At 65.7% G+C, this 16,482-nt stretch carries 24 protein-coding genes and 1 pseudogene; 23 read left to right on the plus strand and 2 right to left on the minus strand.

Translation table 11 applies throughout. The features are described from left to right. Nucleotides 1–12 precede the first annotated feature (12 nt). Together prtN and prtR are read right to left on the minus strand one after the other, a co-directional pair. The gene (gene prtN, locus PSPA7_RS03595) at nt 13–327 is read right to left on the minus strand and encodes a pyocin genes transcriptional regulator PrtN (protein WP_003152158.1); all 315 of its coding nucleotides are present in this window, start codon (nt 325–327) and stop codon (nt 13–15) included. Between the two features lie 100 nt (nt 328–427). Then, nucleotides 428–1,198: a transcriptional regulator PrtR gene (gene prtR, locus PSPA7_RS03600; RefSeq protein WP_003152159.1), complete on the minus strand. Its 771-nt coding sequence runs from the start codon at nt 1,196–1,198 to the stop codon at nt 428–430. A 457-nt stretch (nt 1,199–1,655) separates the two neighbouring features. On the opposite strand from prtR, the gene PSPA7_RS03605 reads away from it, so the two are divergent. From PSPA7_RS03605 to PSPA7_RS03705, 23 genes and pseudogenes are all read left to right on the plus strand, one after another. Next, nucleotides 1,656–1,856, plus strand: coding sequence for a TraR/DksA C4-type zinc finger protein (locus PSPA7_RS03605; RefSeq protein ID WP_003152160.1), 201 nt, complete (start codon nt 1,656–1,658; stop codon nt 1,854–1,856). A gap of 45 nt (nt 1,857–1,901) precedes the next feature. Then, a complete protein-coding gene (locus PSPA7_RS03610) occupies nt 1,902–2,261 on the plus strand; it encodes a PA0613 family protein (protein ID WP_003152161.1) in 360 nt (119 codons plus the stop codon). Nucleotides 2,262–2,715: 454 nt separating this feature from the next. Then, nucleotides 2,716–3,069 carry a phage holin family protein gene (locus PSPA7_RS03615; protein ID WP_003152162.1) on the plus strand — a complete coding sequence of 118 codons (354 nt, stop codon included), beginning with the start codon at nt 2,716–2,718 and terminating at the stop codon, nt 3,067–3,069. Between the two features lie 21 nt (nt 3,070–3,090). After that, nucleotides 3,091–3,606: a hypothetical protein gene (locus PSPA7_RS03620; RefSeq protein WP_003152163.1), complete on the plus strand. Its 516-nt coding sequence runs from the start codon at nt 3,091–3,093 to the stop codon at nt 3,604–3,606. Continuing rightward, nucleotides 3,603–4,160 (plus strand): phage baseplate assembly protein V, encoded by a 558-nt coding sequence (locus PSPA7_RS03625; protein ID WP_012074193.1) that lies wholly within the window; start codon nt 3,603–3,605, stop codon nt 4,158–4,160. The genes PSPA7_RS03620 and PSPA7_RS03625 overlap by 4 nt, the downstream gene beginning before the upstream one ends. A 151-nt stretch (nt 4,161–4,311) precedes the next feature. After that, entirely contained in the window at nt 4,312–4,638 is a 327-nt protein-coding gene (locus PSPA7_RS03630; RefSeq protein WP_004366794.1) for a GPW/gp25 family protein, read from the plus strand. After that, complete coding sequence (locus tag PSPA7_RS03635; protein ID WP_004366796.1) at nt 4,635–5,522, plus strand: baseplate assembly protein; 888 nt, start codon at nt 4,635–4,637, stop codon at nt 5,520–5,522. The genes PSPA7_RS03630 and PSPA7_RS03635 overlap by 4 nt, the downstream gene beginning before the upstream one ends. Then, nucleotides 5,515–6,129 carry a phage tail protein I gene (locus tag PSPA7_RS03640; protein ID WP_004366797.1) on the plus strand — a complete coding sequence of 205 codons (615 nt, stop codon included), beginning with the start codon at nt 5,515–5,517 and terminating at the stop codon, nt 6,127–6,129. Before PSPA7_RS03635 ends, PSPA7_RS03640 begins: the two co-directional genes overlap by 8 nt. Next, nucleotides 6,120–6,578: pseudogene (locus PSPA7_RS32955) on the plus strand (phage tail protein); the annotation flags it as partial. The gene PSPA7_RS03640 and the pseudogene PSPA7_RS32955, both read left to right, overlap by 10 nt. 423 nt (nt 6,579–7,001) lie before the next feature. Next, nucleotides 7,002–7,319 carry a gp53-like domain-containing protein gene (locus tag PSPA7_RS32960; RefSeq protein ID WP_374214367.1) on the plus strand — a complete coding sequence of 106 codons (318 nt, stop codon included), beginning with the start codon at nt 7,002–7,004 and terminating at the stop codon, nt 7,317–7,319. 3 nt (nt 7,320–7,322) lie between these two features. Beyond that, nucleotides 7,323–7,757: a phage tail assembly chaperone gene (locus PSPA7_RS30730; RefSeq protein WP_033999491.1), complete on the plus strand. Its 435-nt coding sequence runs from the start codon at nt 7,323–7,325 to the stop codon at nt 7,755–7,757. A gap of 48 nt (nt 7,758–7,805) precedes the next feature. After that, nucleotides 7,806–8,966: a phage tail sheath subtilisin-like domain-containing protein gene (locus tag PSPA7_RS03650; RefSeq protein WP_004366801.1), complete on the plus strand. Its 1,161-nt coding sequence runs from the start codon at nt 7,806–7,808 to the stop codon at nt 8,964–8,966. Between the two features lie 12 nt (nt 8,967–8,978). Next, the gene (locus tag PSPA7_RS03655; protein WP_004366803.1) at nt 8,979–9,482 is read left to right on the plus strand and encodes a phage major tail tube protein; all 504 of its coding nucleotides are present in this window, start codon (nt 8,979–8,981) and stop codon (nt 9,480–9,482) included. 14 nt (nt 9,483–9,496) lie between these two features. Next, nucleotides 9,497–9,841 (plus strand): phage tail assembly protein, encoded by a 345-nt coding sequence (locus PSPA7_RS03660; RefSeq protein WP_004366805.1) that lies wholly within the window; start codon nt 9,497–9,499, stop codon nt 9,839–9,841. Beyond that, a complete protein-coding gene (locus PSPA7_RS32790; RefSeq protein ID WP_012074195.1) occupies nt 9,795–9,920 on the plus strand; it encodes a hypothetical protein in 126 nt (41 codons plus the stop codon). The genes PSPA7_RS03660 and PSPA7_RS32790 overlap by 47 nt, the downstream gene beginning before the upstream one ends. A 93-nt stretch (nt 9,921–10,013) precedes the next feature. Then, nucleotides 10,014–12,278 (plus strand): phage tail tape measure protein, encoded by a 2,265-nt coding sequence (locus PSPA7_RS03665; protein WP_012074196.1) that lies wholly within the window; start codon nt 10,014–10,016, stop codon nt 12,276–12,278. A gap of 9 nt (nt 12,279–12,287) precedes the next feature. After that, nucleotides 12,288–13,157: a phage tail protein gene (locus PSPA7_RS03670; protein WP_012074197.1), complete on the plus strand. Its 870-nt coding sequence runs from the start codon at nt 12,288–12,290 to the stop codon at nt 13,155–13,157. After that, nucleotides 13,132–13,338, plus strand: coding sequence for a tail protein X (locus PSPA7_RS03675; RefSeq protein WP_004366813.1), 207 nt, complete (start codon nt 13,132–13,134; stop codon nt 13,336–13,338). Before PSPA7_RS03670 ends, PSPA7_RS03675 begins: the two co-directional genes overlap by 26 nt. Before the next feature lie 57 nt (nt 13,339–13,395). Then, nucleotides 13,396–14,391 carry a phage late control D family protein gene (locus PSPA7_RS03680; protein WP_004366815.1) on the plus strand — a complete coding sequence of 332 codons (996 nt, stop codon included), beginning with the start codon at nt 13,396–13,398 and terminating at the stop codon, nt 14,389–14,391. A 24-nt stretch (nt 14,392–14,415) separates the two neighbouring features. Then, complete coding sequence (locus PSPA7_RS03685; RefSeq protein ID WP_012074198.1) at nt 14,416–15,045, plus strand: glycoside hydrolase family 19 protein; 630 nt, start codon at nt 14,416–14,418, stop codon at nt 15,043–15,045. After that, complete coding sequence (locus tag PSPA7_RS03690) at nt 15,042–15,404, plus strand: hypothetical protein (protein WP_012074199.1); 363 nt, start codon at nt 15,042–15,044, stop codon at nt 15,402–15,404. The genes PSPA7_RS03685 and PSPA7_RS03690 overlap by 4 nt, the downstream gene beginning before the upstream one ends. After that, entirely contained in the window at nt 15,401–15,658 is a 258-nt protein-coding gene (locus tag PSPA7_RS03695; RefSeq protein ID WP_012074200.1) for a hypothetical protein, read from the plus strand. Before PSPA7_RS03690 ends, PSPA7_RS03695 begins: the two co-directional genes overlap by 4 nt. A 319-nt stretch (nt 15,659–15,977) precedes the next feature. Next, on the plus strand, nt 15,978–16,472 hold the full coding sequence (locus tag PSPA7_RS03705) for a phage tail tube protein (protein WP_012074202.1): 495 nt from the start codon (nt 15,978–15,980) through the stop codon (nt 16,470–16,472). Nucleotides 16,473–16,482 lie beyond the last annotated feature (10 nt).

Here is a 16,482-nt window from a genome sequence, read left to right on the forward strand (position 1 = left end):
GGGGCAGGACGCTCAGGATGCGACGCTGTCCGTGCCTGGCTGCGCTCGGCGAGCGCTCCCGGCCTGGCTTGCGCGCTGGTCGACATAGGCGGCCAGGTGATCGAGGGCGACGAACTGCATGGCCTTGTGGCTATCGTCCAGGGTCGTCACCGGCAGGGCGATACGCCCGCAGGCCAGGGCCTTGCTGAAGTTTTCCTTGTTCAGGTTGCGGAACCAGCGTTCGCGGACCTGCTCCAGTGGCACCAGGACGTCGCCGAAGATGCGGTAGACCAGTTCCACGGTTTCCTGGCGCGGTACATGGGTGATGGGGGCGATGGATGGCTGCACGGTATTCCCTCCTGCGCGGCTATGCGTCGATGGAGAAAATATAGCCCAGGTTGTTTTCTGATTCAATAGCATAAGTTGTAACGGGCCGGCAGCGGCGCGTTCACCTGACCAGGGACGGGCCGCGCCGATGGCGTACGGTGGACCACCAGAAGACCCAGCCGATCATGCTGATCTGCCGGCTGCGCATATCTTCGGGCGAGTACTCCTCGTCGGGATATTCTTCGCGATTGAAGCTGCGCAGGCGGATGCCGCCGCCGGGCAGGCGATAGACGAATTTCACCCGCAGCATGCCGTCGTGCTCGAGGGCATAGATCTCGCCGTCGGTGATGTGGGTGGTGGCGGTGTCCACGCCGATGGTGGAGCCATCCATGATCAGCGGCTCCATGCTGTTGCCGGTCAGCTGGGCGCAGATCGCCGCCGACGGATCGACACCGGAGGCGCGCAGCGTGGCATACGAAAAGCGCAGCTTGCGCCCCTCTATCTCGCGGACCGCGGTGCGGCCGGCACCGGCCGACATTTCCACCTCCTTGTACAGCGGCAGTTCCACCTCGTCCTCGTCCAGAGGGGTCTCGCTGTCCCACGGATGCAGCGGTTCCAGCACCAGCGGACTGCCATCCGCCACCGGCACGGGGCTGCGCGCGGCGGGCGCGCCTTCACCGGTCTGCAGCCAGACCGGCGAGACGCCCAGGGCCGCGGCGATCTCGATCAGCTTGCGAGTGCTCTGGGCCTTGCCGGAGGTCAGCTTGTGGATGGTGTTCTGCGAAACCCCGGCCGCTTCGGCGAGGGTCTCCTGCTTGAGGTTGCGCATCGCCATGGCCTGCTTGAGGCGGGCGGCGAAGCTGTCGGGCGGGATCTGGGTGCTCTTGTCCATGCTCGGCAATCTACAGACCGATGGATTTTCTGTAAAGAGCCTAGGCGTTGACTATAAATAGCCTTGGTTGTAATTTCTCTTCCGTCAGAAAGCGGAAGGGGTGAGTTTCACAACTTCCCACCCGCCTTTCAGAGATTTCACATGGGTGCAGGGACGCACCCGGTTGTCGGCGGCCGACGATGCTGGCGCCGACTGCTTGGGTGCCGGGGCCATGGGAAAGCGCTCCGGCACCTGGAGGGCCGGAGCGCCGTCCATGCAGACGCTCCGTCCCGCTCATTCATTCTGTCGCCGGCCTGCTTCAGGTACGGCGGCGTCGTACAGGGAGTCATTGCCATGTCGCGAGATACGCACGCGCCATTTCCAGGCGGGGGAGCGCAGTCCGCCGAAGCGGAGTCGTCCATCCGCCATGTTCTATCCGTCCAGCCGCCCGGCGTCGGGCCCGCCAGGGAGGCTTTCCATGGCTGATCTCGCCGACCGCGCCAATGAACTGGTCCTGGCTCGCCTCGACGGCCTCCTGGCGGCGCGCCCTGCGCTGGTAATCCGTGAGTCCGCCGAGGAGTGCCAGGACTGTGGCGAGCCCATACCCCAGGCGCGCCGCCAGGCGGTGCCGGGCTGCAACCGTTGCATCGATTGCCAGGCACGCCACGAGCGCCGCTGAACCACATCATGCCGGCCCCTGCGGGCAGTGAAAGGAGACACGACCGTGATCAAAGCCATCGATGAAATGCTCAAGCTCTGGGCCGAGGAAATGCACACGCCGGGCAGCAACGGCGGCGGTTACGCCGGCGGCAACCTGATCGCCATGCTGATCGCCAGCAAGGGCGAGGTGGTCCGCGGCCACCGTGGCAGCCGGGTGATCCTCGACCGTGTGGCGGAGGTCGATCGCCTGGTCAATCGCCTACCCGAGGAACTGAAGAACGTGGTGGTGGAGCACTATCTCAATCGCGACAGCTTCCCTGAGCAGAAGTACCGTCACTGCGGTTGCAGCCGCAACACCTTCTATTTGCGCCTGCACGTGGCGCACCAGGGTATCCAGGACGGCCTGCTGCGGCGGGCGGCCTGAGCGCTTTCCTCCACACCTGTCCCCTGGTGTTTTCCAACCGGCCTTCGGGCCGGTTTTTTTATGCCTGTCGCCCGCGGAGGCGGCGAATCCAACGCACGGCAGCGGTCCTTGCACGACAGATGCGAAGTCTGGCCGGCGGAGCCGGCCTTTTCCTCAGTCGATGCCGGGCTTTTCCCTATCGGAAGTTGGTAGACGCTTACCCGGATGCCTGGCGAATGCTCCCAGGATGGTATATCACCCTCATATCGTGGTGCGTCTCCCTCCTATTGCAGTGGATTGTCGAGAAGGCATTGCCGGGCTGGGAATCGGGCGGTAAAAAGTAGTCATTCTTGTAAAGGTGCGTCCCCAGGGAGGCACTCGTGAAGCACCGGAACCCGGCCCTGGCGCCGGGTTTTTTATTGCCCGGGAAACGTTCGTGCGGAGGTTTCCGGCGCAGCCTGCCAAGGAGGGACCCATGGGCAACGAACCGCAGACACTGACGGAGATGCCGCTCTGGGTGCTGATCCTGCTCGCCGCGCTAGGCGGCGTCAGCGGCGAGATGTGGCGTGCCGACAAGGCCGGCCTCGGCGGCTGGGCCTTGCTCCGGCGCCTGGCGCTACGCTCCGGCGCATCGATCGTCTGTGGCGTGGCGGTGATGCTGCTGGCGCTGGCCTGCGGCGCCGCGCTGCTGTTCGCCGCGGCGCTGGGCAGCCTGACTGCCGCGGCCGGCGCGGAGATCGCCGTCGGTCTCTACGAACGCTGGGCCGCGCGGCGCCTGGGCGTATGCGAACTGCCGGAAGACGAGCCGCGCGAACGCGGCCCGTATTGAACCCGATCGAAGGAGTCAACCATGCCTGAACAGGCTGTAACGCTCGAGGCACTGTACGTGGCCATCGAGCAGGTCCTGCGCGAGCGCCTGCCGGAAGTCACGCTGATCGGCTTCTGGCCGGGCGTGCCCGAGCGCACCCCAGCGGTGGCCCTGGAGGTGGCCGAACTGTTGCCCGAGCGTGACCCCGGCACCGGCGAGAGCGCGCTCTCGTGCCGCCTGCAGGCTCGGGTACTGGTGCCGCTGGACGCCGACCGGCAAGCCGTGGCGCTAGCCGGCGAGATCGTCCGGGCACTGCGGGGCCAGACCTGGGGACTGGCGCTGGAGCCGGCGCGCTTGGTGCGCGCTACCGTCGATAGCAGCCGCGAGGAACTAAAGGGCCTGCGCGCCTGGTTGGTGGAGTGGACCCAGGCGCTGCGTCTCGGCGAGCCGGAGTGGGCCTGGGAAGACCAGCCGCCTGGCAGCCTGCTGCTGGGCCTGGATCCGTGGACCGGTCCCGGCCACGAAGCGGATTACTTCGCGCCGGAGGACTTGCCATGAGCTATGTCAGCGCGGAACACGATCGCATGCTCGCGGCGATGATACTGCCCTGCGTGGTGGTCGCCGTGGACCTGGCGGCGGCCCGCGTGCGGGTGCGTTGCGGCGACTGGACCAGTGGCTGGCTGCGCTGGCACGCCCAGGCCGCCGGCCAGGCGCGCCACTGGCGAGCGCCGAGCCTCGGCGAGCAGGGCGTGCTGCTCAGCCCGTCGGGGGCAGTGGCGATGGGGACCTTCATTCCCGGCCTGTACGGCGATGCCGGCGCGGCGCCGGACAGCAGCGCCAGTCGCGAGACCTGGCGGTTCGACGATGGCGCCTCGCTGAGCTACGACTGGTCCGCACACCGCTACCGCATCGAGGTGCCCAGCGGCACGGTCGAGGTGAAGGCCGGTGCCAGCCGGGTGCTGGTCAGCGATGCCGAGGTTCGCGCCGAGGCGGCGAAGATCAGCCTCCAGGGTGCGGTGGAGATCGCCGGGCCGCTGAAGGTCAGCGGCGACATCCTCGGTGGCGGCTCGATCATCGACACCTCCGGCAACAGTAACCACCACACCCACTGAGCACGGGGCGGGCGCTTCCGGGCGCACCGCCGTCCTTTCAATCCGGCCCGCGCGAGCGGGCCTTTTCATTTGCGGAGTTCGCCATGGGCAACATCCACCGCCGCGCCGGGCAAGGCACGGCGCGGCACGGCCGGAGCGGGAGGGCGGGGCGATGATCGGGATGGATCGCCGCAGCGGCCAGCCTTTGTCCGGCCTGGCCCATCTGAAACAGTCCATCGAGGACATCCTGACCACGCCCCTGGGCAGCCGGCGCATGCGCCCCGAGTACGGCAGCAAGCTGCGGCGGATGGTCGACCTGCCGCTGAGCGAGGGCTGGAAAAGCGCGGTGCAGGCCGAGGTGGCCCGCGCACTGGGGCGCTGGGAGCCGCGCATCGCCCTGTCCTCCGTGCGCGTCGTGGCGGTCGTCGAGGGGCGCGTGGGGCTGCTCCTGAGCGGCGTCTTCGAAGGAGAAGACATCAACATGGAGATATCGGCGTGATCATCGATCTTTCCCAACTGCCGGAACCCGAGGTCATCGAGAGCCTCGATTTCGAGGCGATCTACCAGGAGTTGCTCGGCGACTTCCGCGCAGCCATGGCCGGCGAGTGGACGGCGGAGCTGGAGTCCGATCCGGTACTGAAGCTCCTGCAACTGGCGGCCTATCGCGAACTGTTGCTGCGAGCGCGGATCAACGACGCGGCGCGGGCGGTGATGCTGGCCTATGCCAGCGGAGCGGATCTTGATCAACTGGCGGCCGGCTACAACGTTCATCGTCTGGTCGTGCAGAAGGCCGACCCGGACGCCGTTCCACCGAAGGAAAGCATGCTGGAGAGCGACGACTCGTTGCGTAATCGCACCCAGTTGGCTTTCGACCAACTCTCCGTAGCGGGTCCAAGAAACGCATACATCGCCTATGCGTTGGGCGCCGACGGAAACATCGCGGATGTCTCGGCGATCAGTCCGGCTCCTTGCGAGGCTTTGGTGTCAGTACTGTCCACGGAGGGCAACGGAGTGGCTGGCGAACCGCTGTTGGAAGCGGTGCGGCGGGCTCTGAACGACGAGGACGTACGCCCGGTGGGTGACCGCGTCACCGTTCAGTCAGCGCGAATCGTGGACTATCGGGTCGATGCAGTGCTCTATCTTTATCCTGGGCCGGAGGCAGAACTGATCCGCAAGGCAGCCGAGGCCTCGTTGCAGGGCTATATCGCCACCCAGCGGCGCCTGGGTCGTGATATCCGGCGTTCCGCACTGTTCGCAGCATTGCATGTGGAAGGCGTACAGCGTGTCGAATTGTCCGCACCTGGCCAGGACATGGTGCTGGACGAAACCCAGGCAGCCTATTGTACGGGCTACTCGATCCGCGTGGGGGGCTCCGATGAGTAGCCGCCTGTTGCCGAACAATTCCACCGTGCTGGAGCGTGCGCTGGCCAGCGTATTGCCGAGCGATCTGCCGGTGCCGTTACGCGAACTGATGAATCCGCAGCGCTGCCCGGTCGAATTGCTGCCTTACCTGGCCTGGGCATGGTCGGTGGATCGCTGGGATGAACGATGGAGCGAGGGAGTCAAGCGCAAGGCGATCGCCGCTGCATTCCACATCCACCAGCACAAGGGCACGATCGCGGCGTTGCGGCGAGTGATCGAGCCGCTGGGTTACCTGATCGAGGTACTCGAATGGTGGCAGAGCGACCCGCCGGGGCCGCCAGGAACCTTCCGCTTGCGCATCGGAGTGCTAGAGAGCGGTATCACCGATGTCATGTTCGAAGAGGTGGAGCGGTTGATCGACGATGCCAAGCCGCTTACCCGCCATCTGGTCGGCATGGATATCAGCCTTGAAACCCAGGGATGGATGCATATCGGCTCCGGCCACTATGACGGCGACATCCTCACCGTTTACTCCTATCTACCCGAGGTGATCGAGGTGGCGGGCCTCTATGGCTCGCCCGGGCACGATCACATCATCGACAGCATGAGCGTCTATCCATGGCCGTGACTTATTACGCAATCCTAACCAATATCGGTGCCGGGAAGTTGGCCAATGCCACTGCCCTGGGCACTACCCTGAAAATCTCCCACCTGGCGGTAGGCGACGGTGGCGGTAGCCTACCGACTCCGGACGCCTCGCGCACCGGGTTGGTCAATGAAGTTCGCCGAGCTCCGTTGAACAGTCTCAGCGTCGATCCAAAGAACGGCTCACAGATCATCGCTGAGCAGGTCATTCCGGAAGACGTCGGAGGCTGGTGGATCCGTGAAATGGGCTTGTACGACGACAGCGGCGCCCTGATCGCCTATGCCAACTGCGCGCCTTCGTACAAGCCGCAATTGTCCGAGGGTAGCGGTCGTACCCAGACGGTGCGAATGGTGCTGGTGGTCAGCAGCACTGGAGCGGTGGAGCTGAAGATCGATCCGAGCGTGGTGCTGGCGACGCGAGAGTATGTCGACTTGCGCATGAAATCCTATGCACCGCTGGACTCTCCGTTTTTTGTGGGTAACCCAAAGGCGCCAACTTTATCAGTGTCCGATAGGTCTTCCTCAATCGCAACCACCGAGTTTGTGAGAAGGGCGCAGGGAAGTTGCTCGGGAACTGCCTACTTTCTTGGTGATGCGATACTCGAGGCCGCTGATATCGGTAAAGTTATTGTCGCGGGTGCCAGCCCTGCTGCTTCGACCTGGACACCTCCCGATATGGATTCGTTGCCTGTCGGAAGTTCTTTCGAAGTCGTTAACTTCAGTGGCTTCCCAGTGAATCTGGTGCAGCGTCGTGATGGCGATGTCTATTTGAGTCCCGAGAATACGCAAGGGTCTGCGAAGAACTATCTGGTGGCGAATGGAACCTCGGTTAAAGTTACTAAATATCAAGAAAAAATGTGGGTGGTGAGCAGCGTCTCGCCGGCCTACCCGAAATCATTTTCTCCAGCCGGATATGTCAAGCAGCCGAGTGGTTTGATTATTCAGTGGATGGCGGTTGGTTTGGAGTCTCCGTACTCCGATTCAGAGGTATTGCTACCCATTGCCTTTCCGAATGCAGGTCTTTCTGTCGTGGCTAGCTATGTCTCCTCGCTGGGACGGTACGCTGGACGTTGTGGGGCCTCGTTTGTCGGCCTATCGAGACTGAAAGTGTCCAATGCAGTCCCGGAACTTACCGGAATACAGACTTTGAATATAATTGCTATAGGATATTGATAAATGCCTATATATTATAGTGACTCCTTGTCGGGATTTATTGACTCTGATTTGCAAAGCGTTCCTGTAGATGCTGTTCCTGTTGATCAAGAGACCCATAAAGCCCTTCTGTGTGGACAGTCTGGTGCTAATGAGATATCGATGTCTGCAGGTGGAGTCCTTTCTCTAAAGGAAAGGAGTCGAAGTCCTCTCGATCTTGCTGCTGGCGAAAGGGCATGGAGGGATGGAGAACTTTTGAAAACAGACTGCTTTACTATTCGGCATCGTGAAGAACTGGAGCTTGGGGTAAAAACCACCTTAACGAGTGTGGAGTTTCATGAGCTGCTTTCCTATCGCCAAAGGCTCCGTGAGTGGCCGGAGACTGAAGACTTTCCGATGGGCAGCGAGCGACCGCAAACACCATCATGCATTTCATCAGCCTTTGAAGAAACAGTCTGAATACCACATCAACCGCTGCGGCGGTTTTTTTATGTCTGGAGAAAATCAATGAGCTTCTTTCACGGCGTTACCGTGACCAACGTCGATATCGGTGCCCGCACCATTTCGCTGCCTTCTTCGTCAATCATCGGCCTGGTTGATACCTTCATTCCCTCCGCCGACCTAACTGCCATCCCCGATGTGCCAGCACTTATCACCAGCGAGCGCGAGGCGGCTGCGGCGTTCGGTGTCGGCTCGTCGATCTACAAGGCCTGCAAGGCCATCTATAGCCAAGCCTCGGCGGTGATCGTCGCGGTCGGAGTGCTCAAGGTCGAAGAGGCTAACGAGCAGGCGTCCGCTATCATTGGCAGTGTCACCGCCGCTGGCCAGCGCACCGGTCTTCAGGCCTTGCTGGATGGCAAGAGCCGTTTCAACGCTCAGCCCCGCCTGCTGGTCGCACCGAAGCATTCGGCGAGCCAGGCGGTGGCCAGCGCCATGGTCAGCCTGGCCGAGAAACTGCGTGCCGTGGCGATCGTAGATGGCCCGAACAGTACCGACGAAGCAGCAATCGCCTACGCCAAGAACTTCGGCAGCAAACGCCTCTACCTGGTCGACCCGGGCGTCCAGAGCTGGGATGTCCAAGCCAATGGCAGCGTCGATGCCCCCGCCTCGGCCTATGCCGCCGGCCTGTTCGCCTGGACCGACGCCGAGTACGGCTTCTGGTCCTCGCCGTCGAACAAGGAAATCAAGGGCATCACCGGCACCGCCCGCCCGGTGGAATTCCTCGACGGCGACGAGAGCTGCCGCGCCAACCTGCTGAACAACGCCAACATCGCCACCATCATCCGCGATGACGGCTACCGTCTGTGGGGCAACCGCACGTTGTCCAGCGACAGCAAGTGGGCCTTCGTCACCCGCGTGCGGACCATGGACCTGGTGATGGACGCGATCCTCGCCGGGCACAAGTGGGCGGTCGACCGCGGCATCACCAGGACCTACGTGAAGGACGTCACCGAAGGCCTGCGCGCTTTCATGCGCGACCTGAAGAACCAGGGGGCGCTGATCAACTTCGAGGTCTACGCCGACCCGGACCTGAACACTGCCAGCCAGCTGGCCCAGGGCAAGGTGTACTGGAACATCCGCTTCACCGATGTGCCGCCTGCCGAGAACCCCAATTTCCGTGTCGAGGTGACCGATCAGTGGCTCACCGAAGTTCTGGACGTCGCCTAAGGAGCGCCCGTGATGATTCCGCAAACCCTGACCAATACCAACCTGTTCGTCGACGGCGTGAGCTTCGCCGGTGACGTGCCGTCGCTGACCCTGCCCAAGCTGACCGTGAAGACCGAACAGTACCGTGCCGGTGGCATGGACGCGCCGGTCTCCATCGACATGGGGCTGGAGGCGCTGGAGGCTAAGTTCTCCACCAACGGCGCCCGCCGGGAGGCCCTGAATTTCTTCGGCCTGGCCGACCAGAGCGCCTTCAACGGCGTATTCCGCGGCTCCTTCAAGGGCCAGAAGGGCGCCAGCGTGCCGGTCGTGGCCACCTTGCGCGGCCTGCTCAAGGAAGTCGATCCGGGCGACTGGAAGGCCGGCGAGAAGGCCGAGTTCAAGTACGCCATCGCGGTCAGCTACTACAAGCTGGAAATCGATGGTCGCGAGGTCTACGAGATCGATCCGGTCAATGGCGTCCGCGCGATCAATGGCGTCGACCAGTTGGCCGGCATGCGCAACGACCTCGGCCTGTAAGAGGAGCTCCGGACATGACCCAAGAGAATCGACAGCCGGGTTGGCTGACGCTGGATGCCGATGCCGCCATCGTTCGTCTCTCGCGTCCGGCTCAGTGCAACGGGGTCAGCGTCGACACGCTGACCCTGCGTGCACCCACCGTGCGTGACATCCGCCTGGCCGGCAAGGTGGCCGGCGACGACGCCGAGGAACGCGAACTGCAGTTGTTCGCCTCGCTGGCGCAGGTCAGCCGCCAGGACCTGGAGGGGCTGAAGCTGAGCGACTACCAGCGGCTGCAGGGCGCCTACTTTCGCCTGGTGCAGGAAGACCCGGATGACGCCTTCGCGTATGCGCCAGCTGGCGAGGCGGCTGGCCACTGAGCTGGGCTTCCAGGCCAGCGAGCTGGAGCGCATGACCCTGGGCGACCTGCTCTGGTGGCTCGCCGAGGGCGAGGACTGAGTCGCTGGCGCCGCCTGCCCTGGCGAGCGGCATCAGCGCTTCTTCACGAGGCCCACGCAAGCGGGCATCGACAGACAGACGAGACGAATCGTCATGAGTAAAGACATTGACCTGGTGGTTTCCATCGGTGGCATCGTTGATCCGTCCCTGGGCAAGGCCTTCGATACCGTCAAGGCGCGGGTCGACAGCCTCCAGGAACGTTCCCGCCAGGCGGCCAGCCTGAGGGATCTCCTGGGCGACGCCATACGCCTGGAAAAAGAGCTGGTCGATATGCGCAAGGTTGGCGACCGAGGCGTGGCAGAGCATGACCGGCAGCTTCGCGAGCGCCAGGCGCAATTGAAGCGGCTCGGCATCGAAGCCAGGGAAGCGAGCGCCGCCTACGCCCAACTGGACGATATGCAGCGTGGCCTGGACATGCAGGTGCGTGGCCTGCAACGACTGGAGCAGGCCAATTGGGCGCTGCCGCTGGCTACGGCGTTTTCCGGGGTGGTCGTGGCCGCGAGCAAGGCGGCTGCCGGCTATCAGGCGCGGCTGCGCGATCTGGCGATCCGCAATGGCCTGGATGACATCCAGGAGAAGAAGCTCGCCAGCCGGGTGCAGGAGAGCGCAGGTAAAACCGGACTGGGGCGCGTGGCGGCGCTGAACCTGCTGGAAGACCTGAACGCGACCGGCATGGGTTTCGCTGCTGCGCAGCAGAATCTGGGGCTGGCCGGCCGCTTCGGTTTCGGGCAGAAGATCGCACCGGCGGTAACGGCGGGCCTGGTTCGCGCCTTGCAGCTGGCCCAGGGCTCGGACAGCCCGGAGCAACTGTCAGCGGCCCTCGATCGCCTGGTCACCCTGGGCAAGGGGCGGATCGGCAGCGAAGTGCTGGCGCAGCGTCTTCCGGCGCTGTTGCCGGCTTTGGCGCCAGCGGGGAAGGTCGAGTCCGGCGATATCGACGCCCTGGGTGCCTTGCTGGAAATCCAGGCCAAGAGCGCCACGCCGGACCAGGCGGACGCCCGGGCCAAGGCATGGCTGGAGTTCGTCCGTAGCGGCAGCCTGGAGCGCGCCTATGGCAAGGACTACGAGCAGGAGCTGGAAGCTCTGCGCAAGGATGGGGCGAGCTCGCTGGAGGCCAGCCTGGAGCTGGCTGCGCGTTATCGGGACCGGGGTGGCGAGCTCCGCGCCGGCTCGGCTTCTCCGGCACTCGAAGCCTATCGTGCGTCGCGTGGTGAATTCCAGGCACTGCTCGAGAACCAGACATCTTCCTCCGGCTCTTCGGAGCGGGATGCAGAGCGTCGCAAGGACTCGTCGGAGGAGTTGTGGAAGTCCTCCGACGAGCGTTGGGGGAGGGCGCAGACTGCATTGGGCAGCGCCCTGAATCCGTATCTCGACAGCGTGGCCAGGTGGAGTGCGAGGCTCGGAGATTCAACTGCCGGGCTGCTCGAGGCGCATCCACAGGAAGCGGCCGGCCTTACCGCCGGCGCGGGCGCGGCGTTGTCCGGTTACCTGCTCTACAAGGGCGGGCGCGGGGCCATCGATGTGCTGCGCGGCGGTCGGCTCGGACGCCACGCAGCAGGAGGCGTCGGCGACCTTCTCGGTCGGGCCGCCGGTAATGTGGGCGGTAGCGAGGCGCAGCGGGTGTTCGTGACCAACTGGCCGCTGTCGAGCATGGCTGGCGTCCAGCCGAAGCAGCCAGATTCCGCAGGTAAAAGACAGACGTCGCGGAAGCAAGGGCAGGCGCTTCGCCAAAGGAAAGGCAAGGGCGGCGGAATCAAGGCCCGCTCCACTCCTTCCTTCGGCTTCGCCGCCGAGCGGAGTGGGTACTCCTCGCTGGGGCGTTTGTCGCGCCTGCCGGTCCGCAACGCGCCGTTGCAGGTGGCGTCGTCGCTGCTCGATGTAGCGGATATCTATTCCAGCGATATGTCCGCCAGCGAGAAAACCGTCGCCTACAGCGAAACCGGCGGCTCCCTGGCCGGCTCCCTGGCTGGTGCCGCGCTGGGCGCGAGCATTGGCTCGGTGGTGCCGGTGGTGGGTACCCTGATCGGTGGTCTGGTTGGCGGCGCCATCGGAGCCTGGGGGGGCGGCGCACTGGGCGCTAGCCTGGGGCGCAGCCTGGCTGGCGAGCCGCCGGCGTCGCCGCTCGACAAGGCCGGGACGGGCAACGAAGCCCAGGTCGCTGTCGCGACGCAGCCAGCGCCTGCCGCGCCGATACCCAACTGGACCTTCGCCCCGCAGATCAACCTGACGGTGCAAGGCAACGTGCACGAACCGCGTCGCCTGGCCGAGGAACTGCTGCCCTACCTGCAACGAATGCTCGCCGACTTCGCCGGCGAACAGCAGCGACGCAGCCTCTACGACCCGGCGATGGTGGTGTAAGGAGTCCCCATGGCTTACCTGGAACAATTGCAGGCCGGCCTGAAGCACCTGGGCCGGGCCGGCGAGTCCGGACGCAAGAATCTGGACAAGGTGGTCGCCCCGGTGAATGGCGCGATCAGCGAAATCCGTGGCGCTGCCTCGGAACTGGAGAACCTGCCCGGCGTGTCGCCGGAGATGGCCGCCAGGCTACAGCGCGCCATGCGCGGCATCGGCCAGGCGCAGGGCAAGGTCAACCGGGTGGTTTCCACCTACAACCGGGCAAGCCGGGCGCTGCTGGGCGTCGATGAGCGTCTGGACGCGCTGAAGGTACAGGTGAACAGGGCGACCCAGGCGGTCGGCAAGGTCGCCGGTGCCGTCAGTCCGACCCTGGCCGGGGTGCTGCCGTCGTGGCTGCTCGCCCCGACCGCGACCCCGCCGAGCGAGAGCGTCGCACCCCTGCCGCACCTGCTGGTTCTGCAGCCGCTGACCGCCAATGGCCAGCCGTTCTACTTCAACCTGGATACCGCGGCTTTCGATACGTTGCAGCGCACCAGCGCCTACAACTGGAGCGCGCAGGCGCGCCTCGGGCGGCGGCCGGCGTTGCAGAGCGTCGGCCTGGGCGAGGAGAACATCCTGCTCAAGGGGGCGGTGTTCCCGCTGCGTCGGCAGGTGGGCGAGCAGAAGGTCGTCGGCCTGGAGCAGCTCGAGGCACTGCGCAAGCTGGCGGAGCGGCGTGAACCGCTGGTCCTCAGCAGCGGCTACGGCGAGGTCCGGATGGGCCTCTGGTGCCTGGTGCGGATCAGCGAGAGCCAGAGCGCCCTGCTGGGCAATGGCGCTCCCCGCAAGCAAACCTTCGACCTGGAGTTCAAGCGCTATGGCGACGATCTGCCGAACCGCTGACGGCGACCTGCTGGACAGTCTCTGCTACCACGTATACGGGCACCTGCCGGGTTGCGTCGAGGCGACCCTCGAGGCCAACCCCGGCCTGGCCGACGAGGTCCAGCCGCTGCGCGCCGGCCTGCTGATCCGCTTCCCCGACATGCCGCTGGTCAACTCCGCGCAGGTACGCCTGTGGGACTGACCGGACGGCCTCCCGCAACCCCGCCCGGGCGGGGTTTTTCTTTTCCGGAGAGACCAGGTGCAACCGAGTTTTCGTATCGTCGCCGACGGTACCGATATCACCGCGCGACTGAATGACCGCCTGCTCAGGCTGACCTTGCTGGACAAGCCTGGCATGGAGTCAGACACCCTGACCCTGAGGATCGACGACCGCGACGGCCTGGTGGCGTTGCCTCGGCGCGGCGCGGTGCTGGAGGTCTACCTGGGGTACGCCGGCGAAGCGCTGATGCGCATGGGCCGCTACACCGTGGATACCCTGCGGTGGTCCGGCCCGCCGGATACCCTGAACATCACCGCCAAGGCCGGCGACATGCGCGGCAGCGGCAAGAGCACGCGCAGCGGCGGCTGGGAGAACACCAGCCTGGCGCAGGTCTGTCGCGATGTCGGCGCGCGCAATGGCTGGCGGGTGGAGTGCCCGTTGCAGGTGGCGATCTCCCGGGTCGACCAGATCAACGAGTCCGACTACCACTTCGTCACCCGCCTGGCGCGGCAATACGACTGCACCGCCAAGCTGGCCGAGGGCATGCTGCTGGTGCTGCCGCGAGAGAGCGGACAGAGCGCCACGGGGCGGCTGATCGAGCCGCTGGTGCTGGGCCGGAGCGATGTCGGCAGCTTCGACGTCACCTATGACGACCGCAGCCTGATGAAGACGGTGAAGACTCGCTACCAGGTGCCCGGCAGCGGCGAGGTGCAGAGCGTCGAACTGAAGAACCCCAAGGCACCGGCCACGGCCAGGGGAGAACACGTCGAACGTCATCTCTACGCCAGCCGCGGCGAGGCCGAGCAGGCGGCCAGGGCGCGCCTGGCGGGCTTCAACCGCTCCAGTGCCGGCGTGCGTCTGGAACTGCCGGGGCGCGCCGATCTGTACGCCGAGCGGCGCATCGTGCTGCAGGGCTTCAAGGCCGGGATCGACGGCGAGTTCCTCGTCGACTCGGTGGAGCACACCTACGACGCCGGCGGCTGGACCATTACCGTGCAATGCAACGGCGGGCGCGGCGGCAAGGGTGACGGCTGAAACCATCGAGCGGCAGGAGAGCCTATGAAACTGACCGAGCAGCAGCTGCTGCGCATTCTTCCCAACGCCCGCCTTGTCGCGGGCGTTTTCGTTCCGGCGCTGCAGGCGGCCATGGCCGAGGCGCAGATCGACACCCCGGCGCGGGGCGCCGCCTTCATCGCCCAGGTCGGCCACGAGAGCGCCCAGCTGACCCGCCTGGTGGAAAACCTCAACTACAGCGCGCGGGGCCTGGCGGCGACCTGGCCGGGCCGTTATCGCGGCGCCGATGGCCAGCCCAACGCCCTGGCGCTGCGCCTGGCGCGCAACCCGCAGGCGATCGCCGATAACGCCTACGCCGCGCGCAACGGCAATGGCGACGAAGCCTCCGGCGACGGCTGGCGCTTCCGCGGGCGTGGCCTGCTGCAAGTCACCGGGCGCGCCAACTACCGGGTGGTCGGCGAGGCCCTCGGCGAGCCGCTGGAGGCCGAGCCCTGGCGCCTGGAGCAGCCCGTGCCGGCGGCCCGCAGCGCCGCCTGGTGGTGGGCCGGCCATGGCCTCAACGAACTGGCCGAGCGTGGCGAATTCGCCGCCATTACCCGGCGTATCAATGGCGGCCTGAATGGCCAGGCGGAGCGCCTGGCGTTGTGGCGGCGAGCCCGCGCGGTGCTGTCGTGAGCCGGCTTGGCCTGCGCCTGCTGGCGCTGTCTCTGGTGCTGCTGGTGGGCGCGTTGCTCGGTGGCGGCGTGACCGCCCGCCATTACCGCTCGCAACTGGACGAGGCGCAGCGCCAACTGGCTGCCACGCGTACCGCCAGTGACCAGTTGCAGATGCTGCTGGACGAGCAGCAGCGTACCCTGTCGGCGCTGCGGACGAGCGCCGAGGTGCGTGCGAAGGAGGCCACGCAGGCCCTCAACGACGCCCGGGCGCAGGCCGCGGAGCAATATGCCGCGGCGGTCCGCCTGCTGCAGGCGCGCGACGCGGGGGAAGACTGCCAGGCGGCGCGTGTGGCGATCGACCGGGAGCTGGGGCTATGAGCCGCCTTCTCCTGTGTCTTTGCCTGATCCTCGCCGGTTGCGCGGGCTCGCCGCCGGAGCCCCGCCCGCTGCGCGTCGAGATGCCGCTGGCGGTGCCCTGCCGGGTACCCGAGGTGCGTCCGCCGAGCTGGGCCGGCGCCACGCTGAAGGCCGGCGATTCGCTGCAGACCAAGGTCCGCGCGCTGCTCGCCGAACGCCGCCAGCGCCAGGGCTACGAACTCGAGTTGCAGGCGGCGCTGCGGGCCTGTCGCTGAGAGCGAGCATTCCGGATCGCTATGCATCGGCGTCGATTGTCGTGCGTCCGTCGCACATTGCCGCGTATTGCTCGCACCGCGTTGCCGCACCGGGAATCGGACGGTACAACGTAGTCATGCTTGTACAGGTGCGTCCCCGGGGACGTCGCCTGCCACCACCGAGCCCGGCCAGTGCCGGGCTCTTTCGTTTCCATCCGACAATGGCGCGGGACGCGGGGCATTTCGCCGGCCGCGTGTCGTGCCACGGCCGTCCATTCCGGACGGGGCCGGACGACCCGCCTCGTGCGGGTTTTTTTGTATCCATCAAGGAGAGTTTTCCATGTCCATTCTGACTCAAGGTACCCAGATCTATGCCCTGGTCCCGCCGGTATCCGGCAGCGGCGCCGCCACCGTCCTGGAGATCGAGGGCGTGACCTCGTTCAACCCGGGCGGCAACCCGGCCGACCAGATCGAGGATCCGTGCCTGAGCGATACCTCGCGCAAGTACAAGAAAGGCCTGCGCACCCCCGGCCAGGCGACCCTCGGCGTCAACGCCGACCCGCGCCTGGCCAGCCACGTGCGGCTGTTCCAGCTGTCCGAGCAGGACGGCGAGACCAGCGTCAAGTGGGCCATCGGCTGGTCCGACGGGATCGACGTGAAGCCGACCGTCAGCACCGAAGGCGACGATTTCGTGCTGCCGCCGGCGCGCACCTGGTTCACCTTCGAAGGCTATGTCAGCGACTTTCCCTTCGACTTCGCCAGTAACACCCTGGTCGCCACCCAGGCCACCATCCAGCGCTCCGGCGCCGGCAAGTGGACGCCCAAGGCGGCCTGAGGAGCGTGCA

It is taken from the genome of Pseudomonas paraeruginosa PA7 (genome assembly GCF_000017205.1).
GTDB lineage: Bacteria > Pseudomonadota > Gammaproteobacteria > Pseudomonadales > Pseudomonadaceae > Pseudomonas > Pseudomonas paraeruginosa.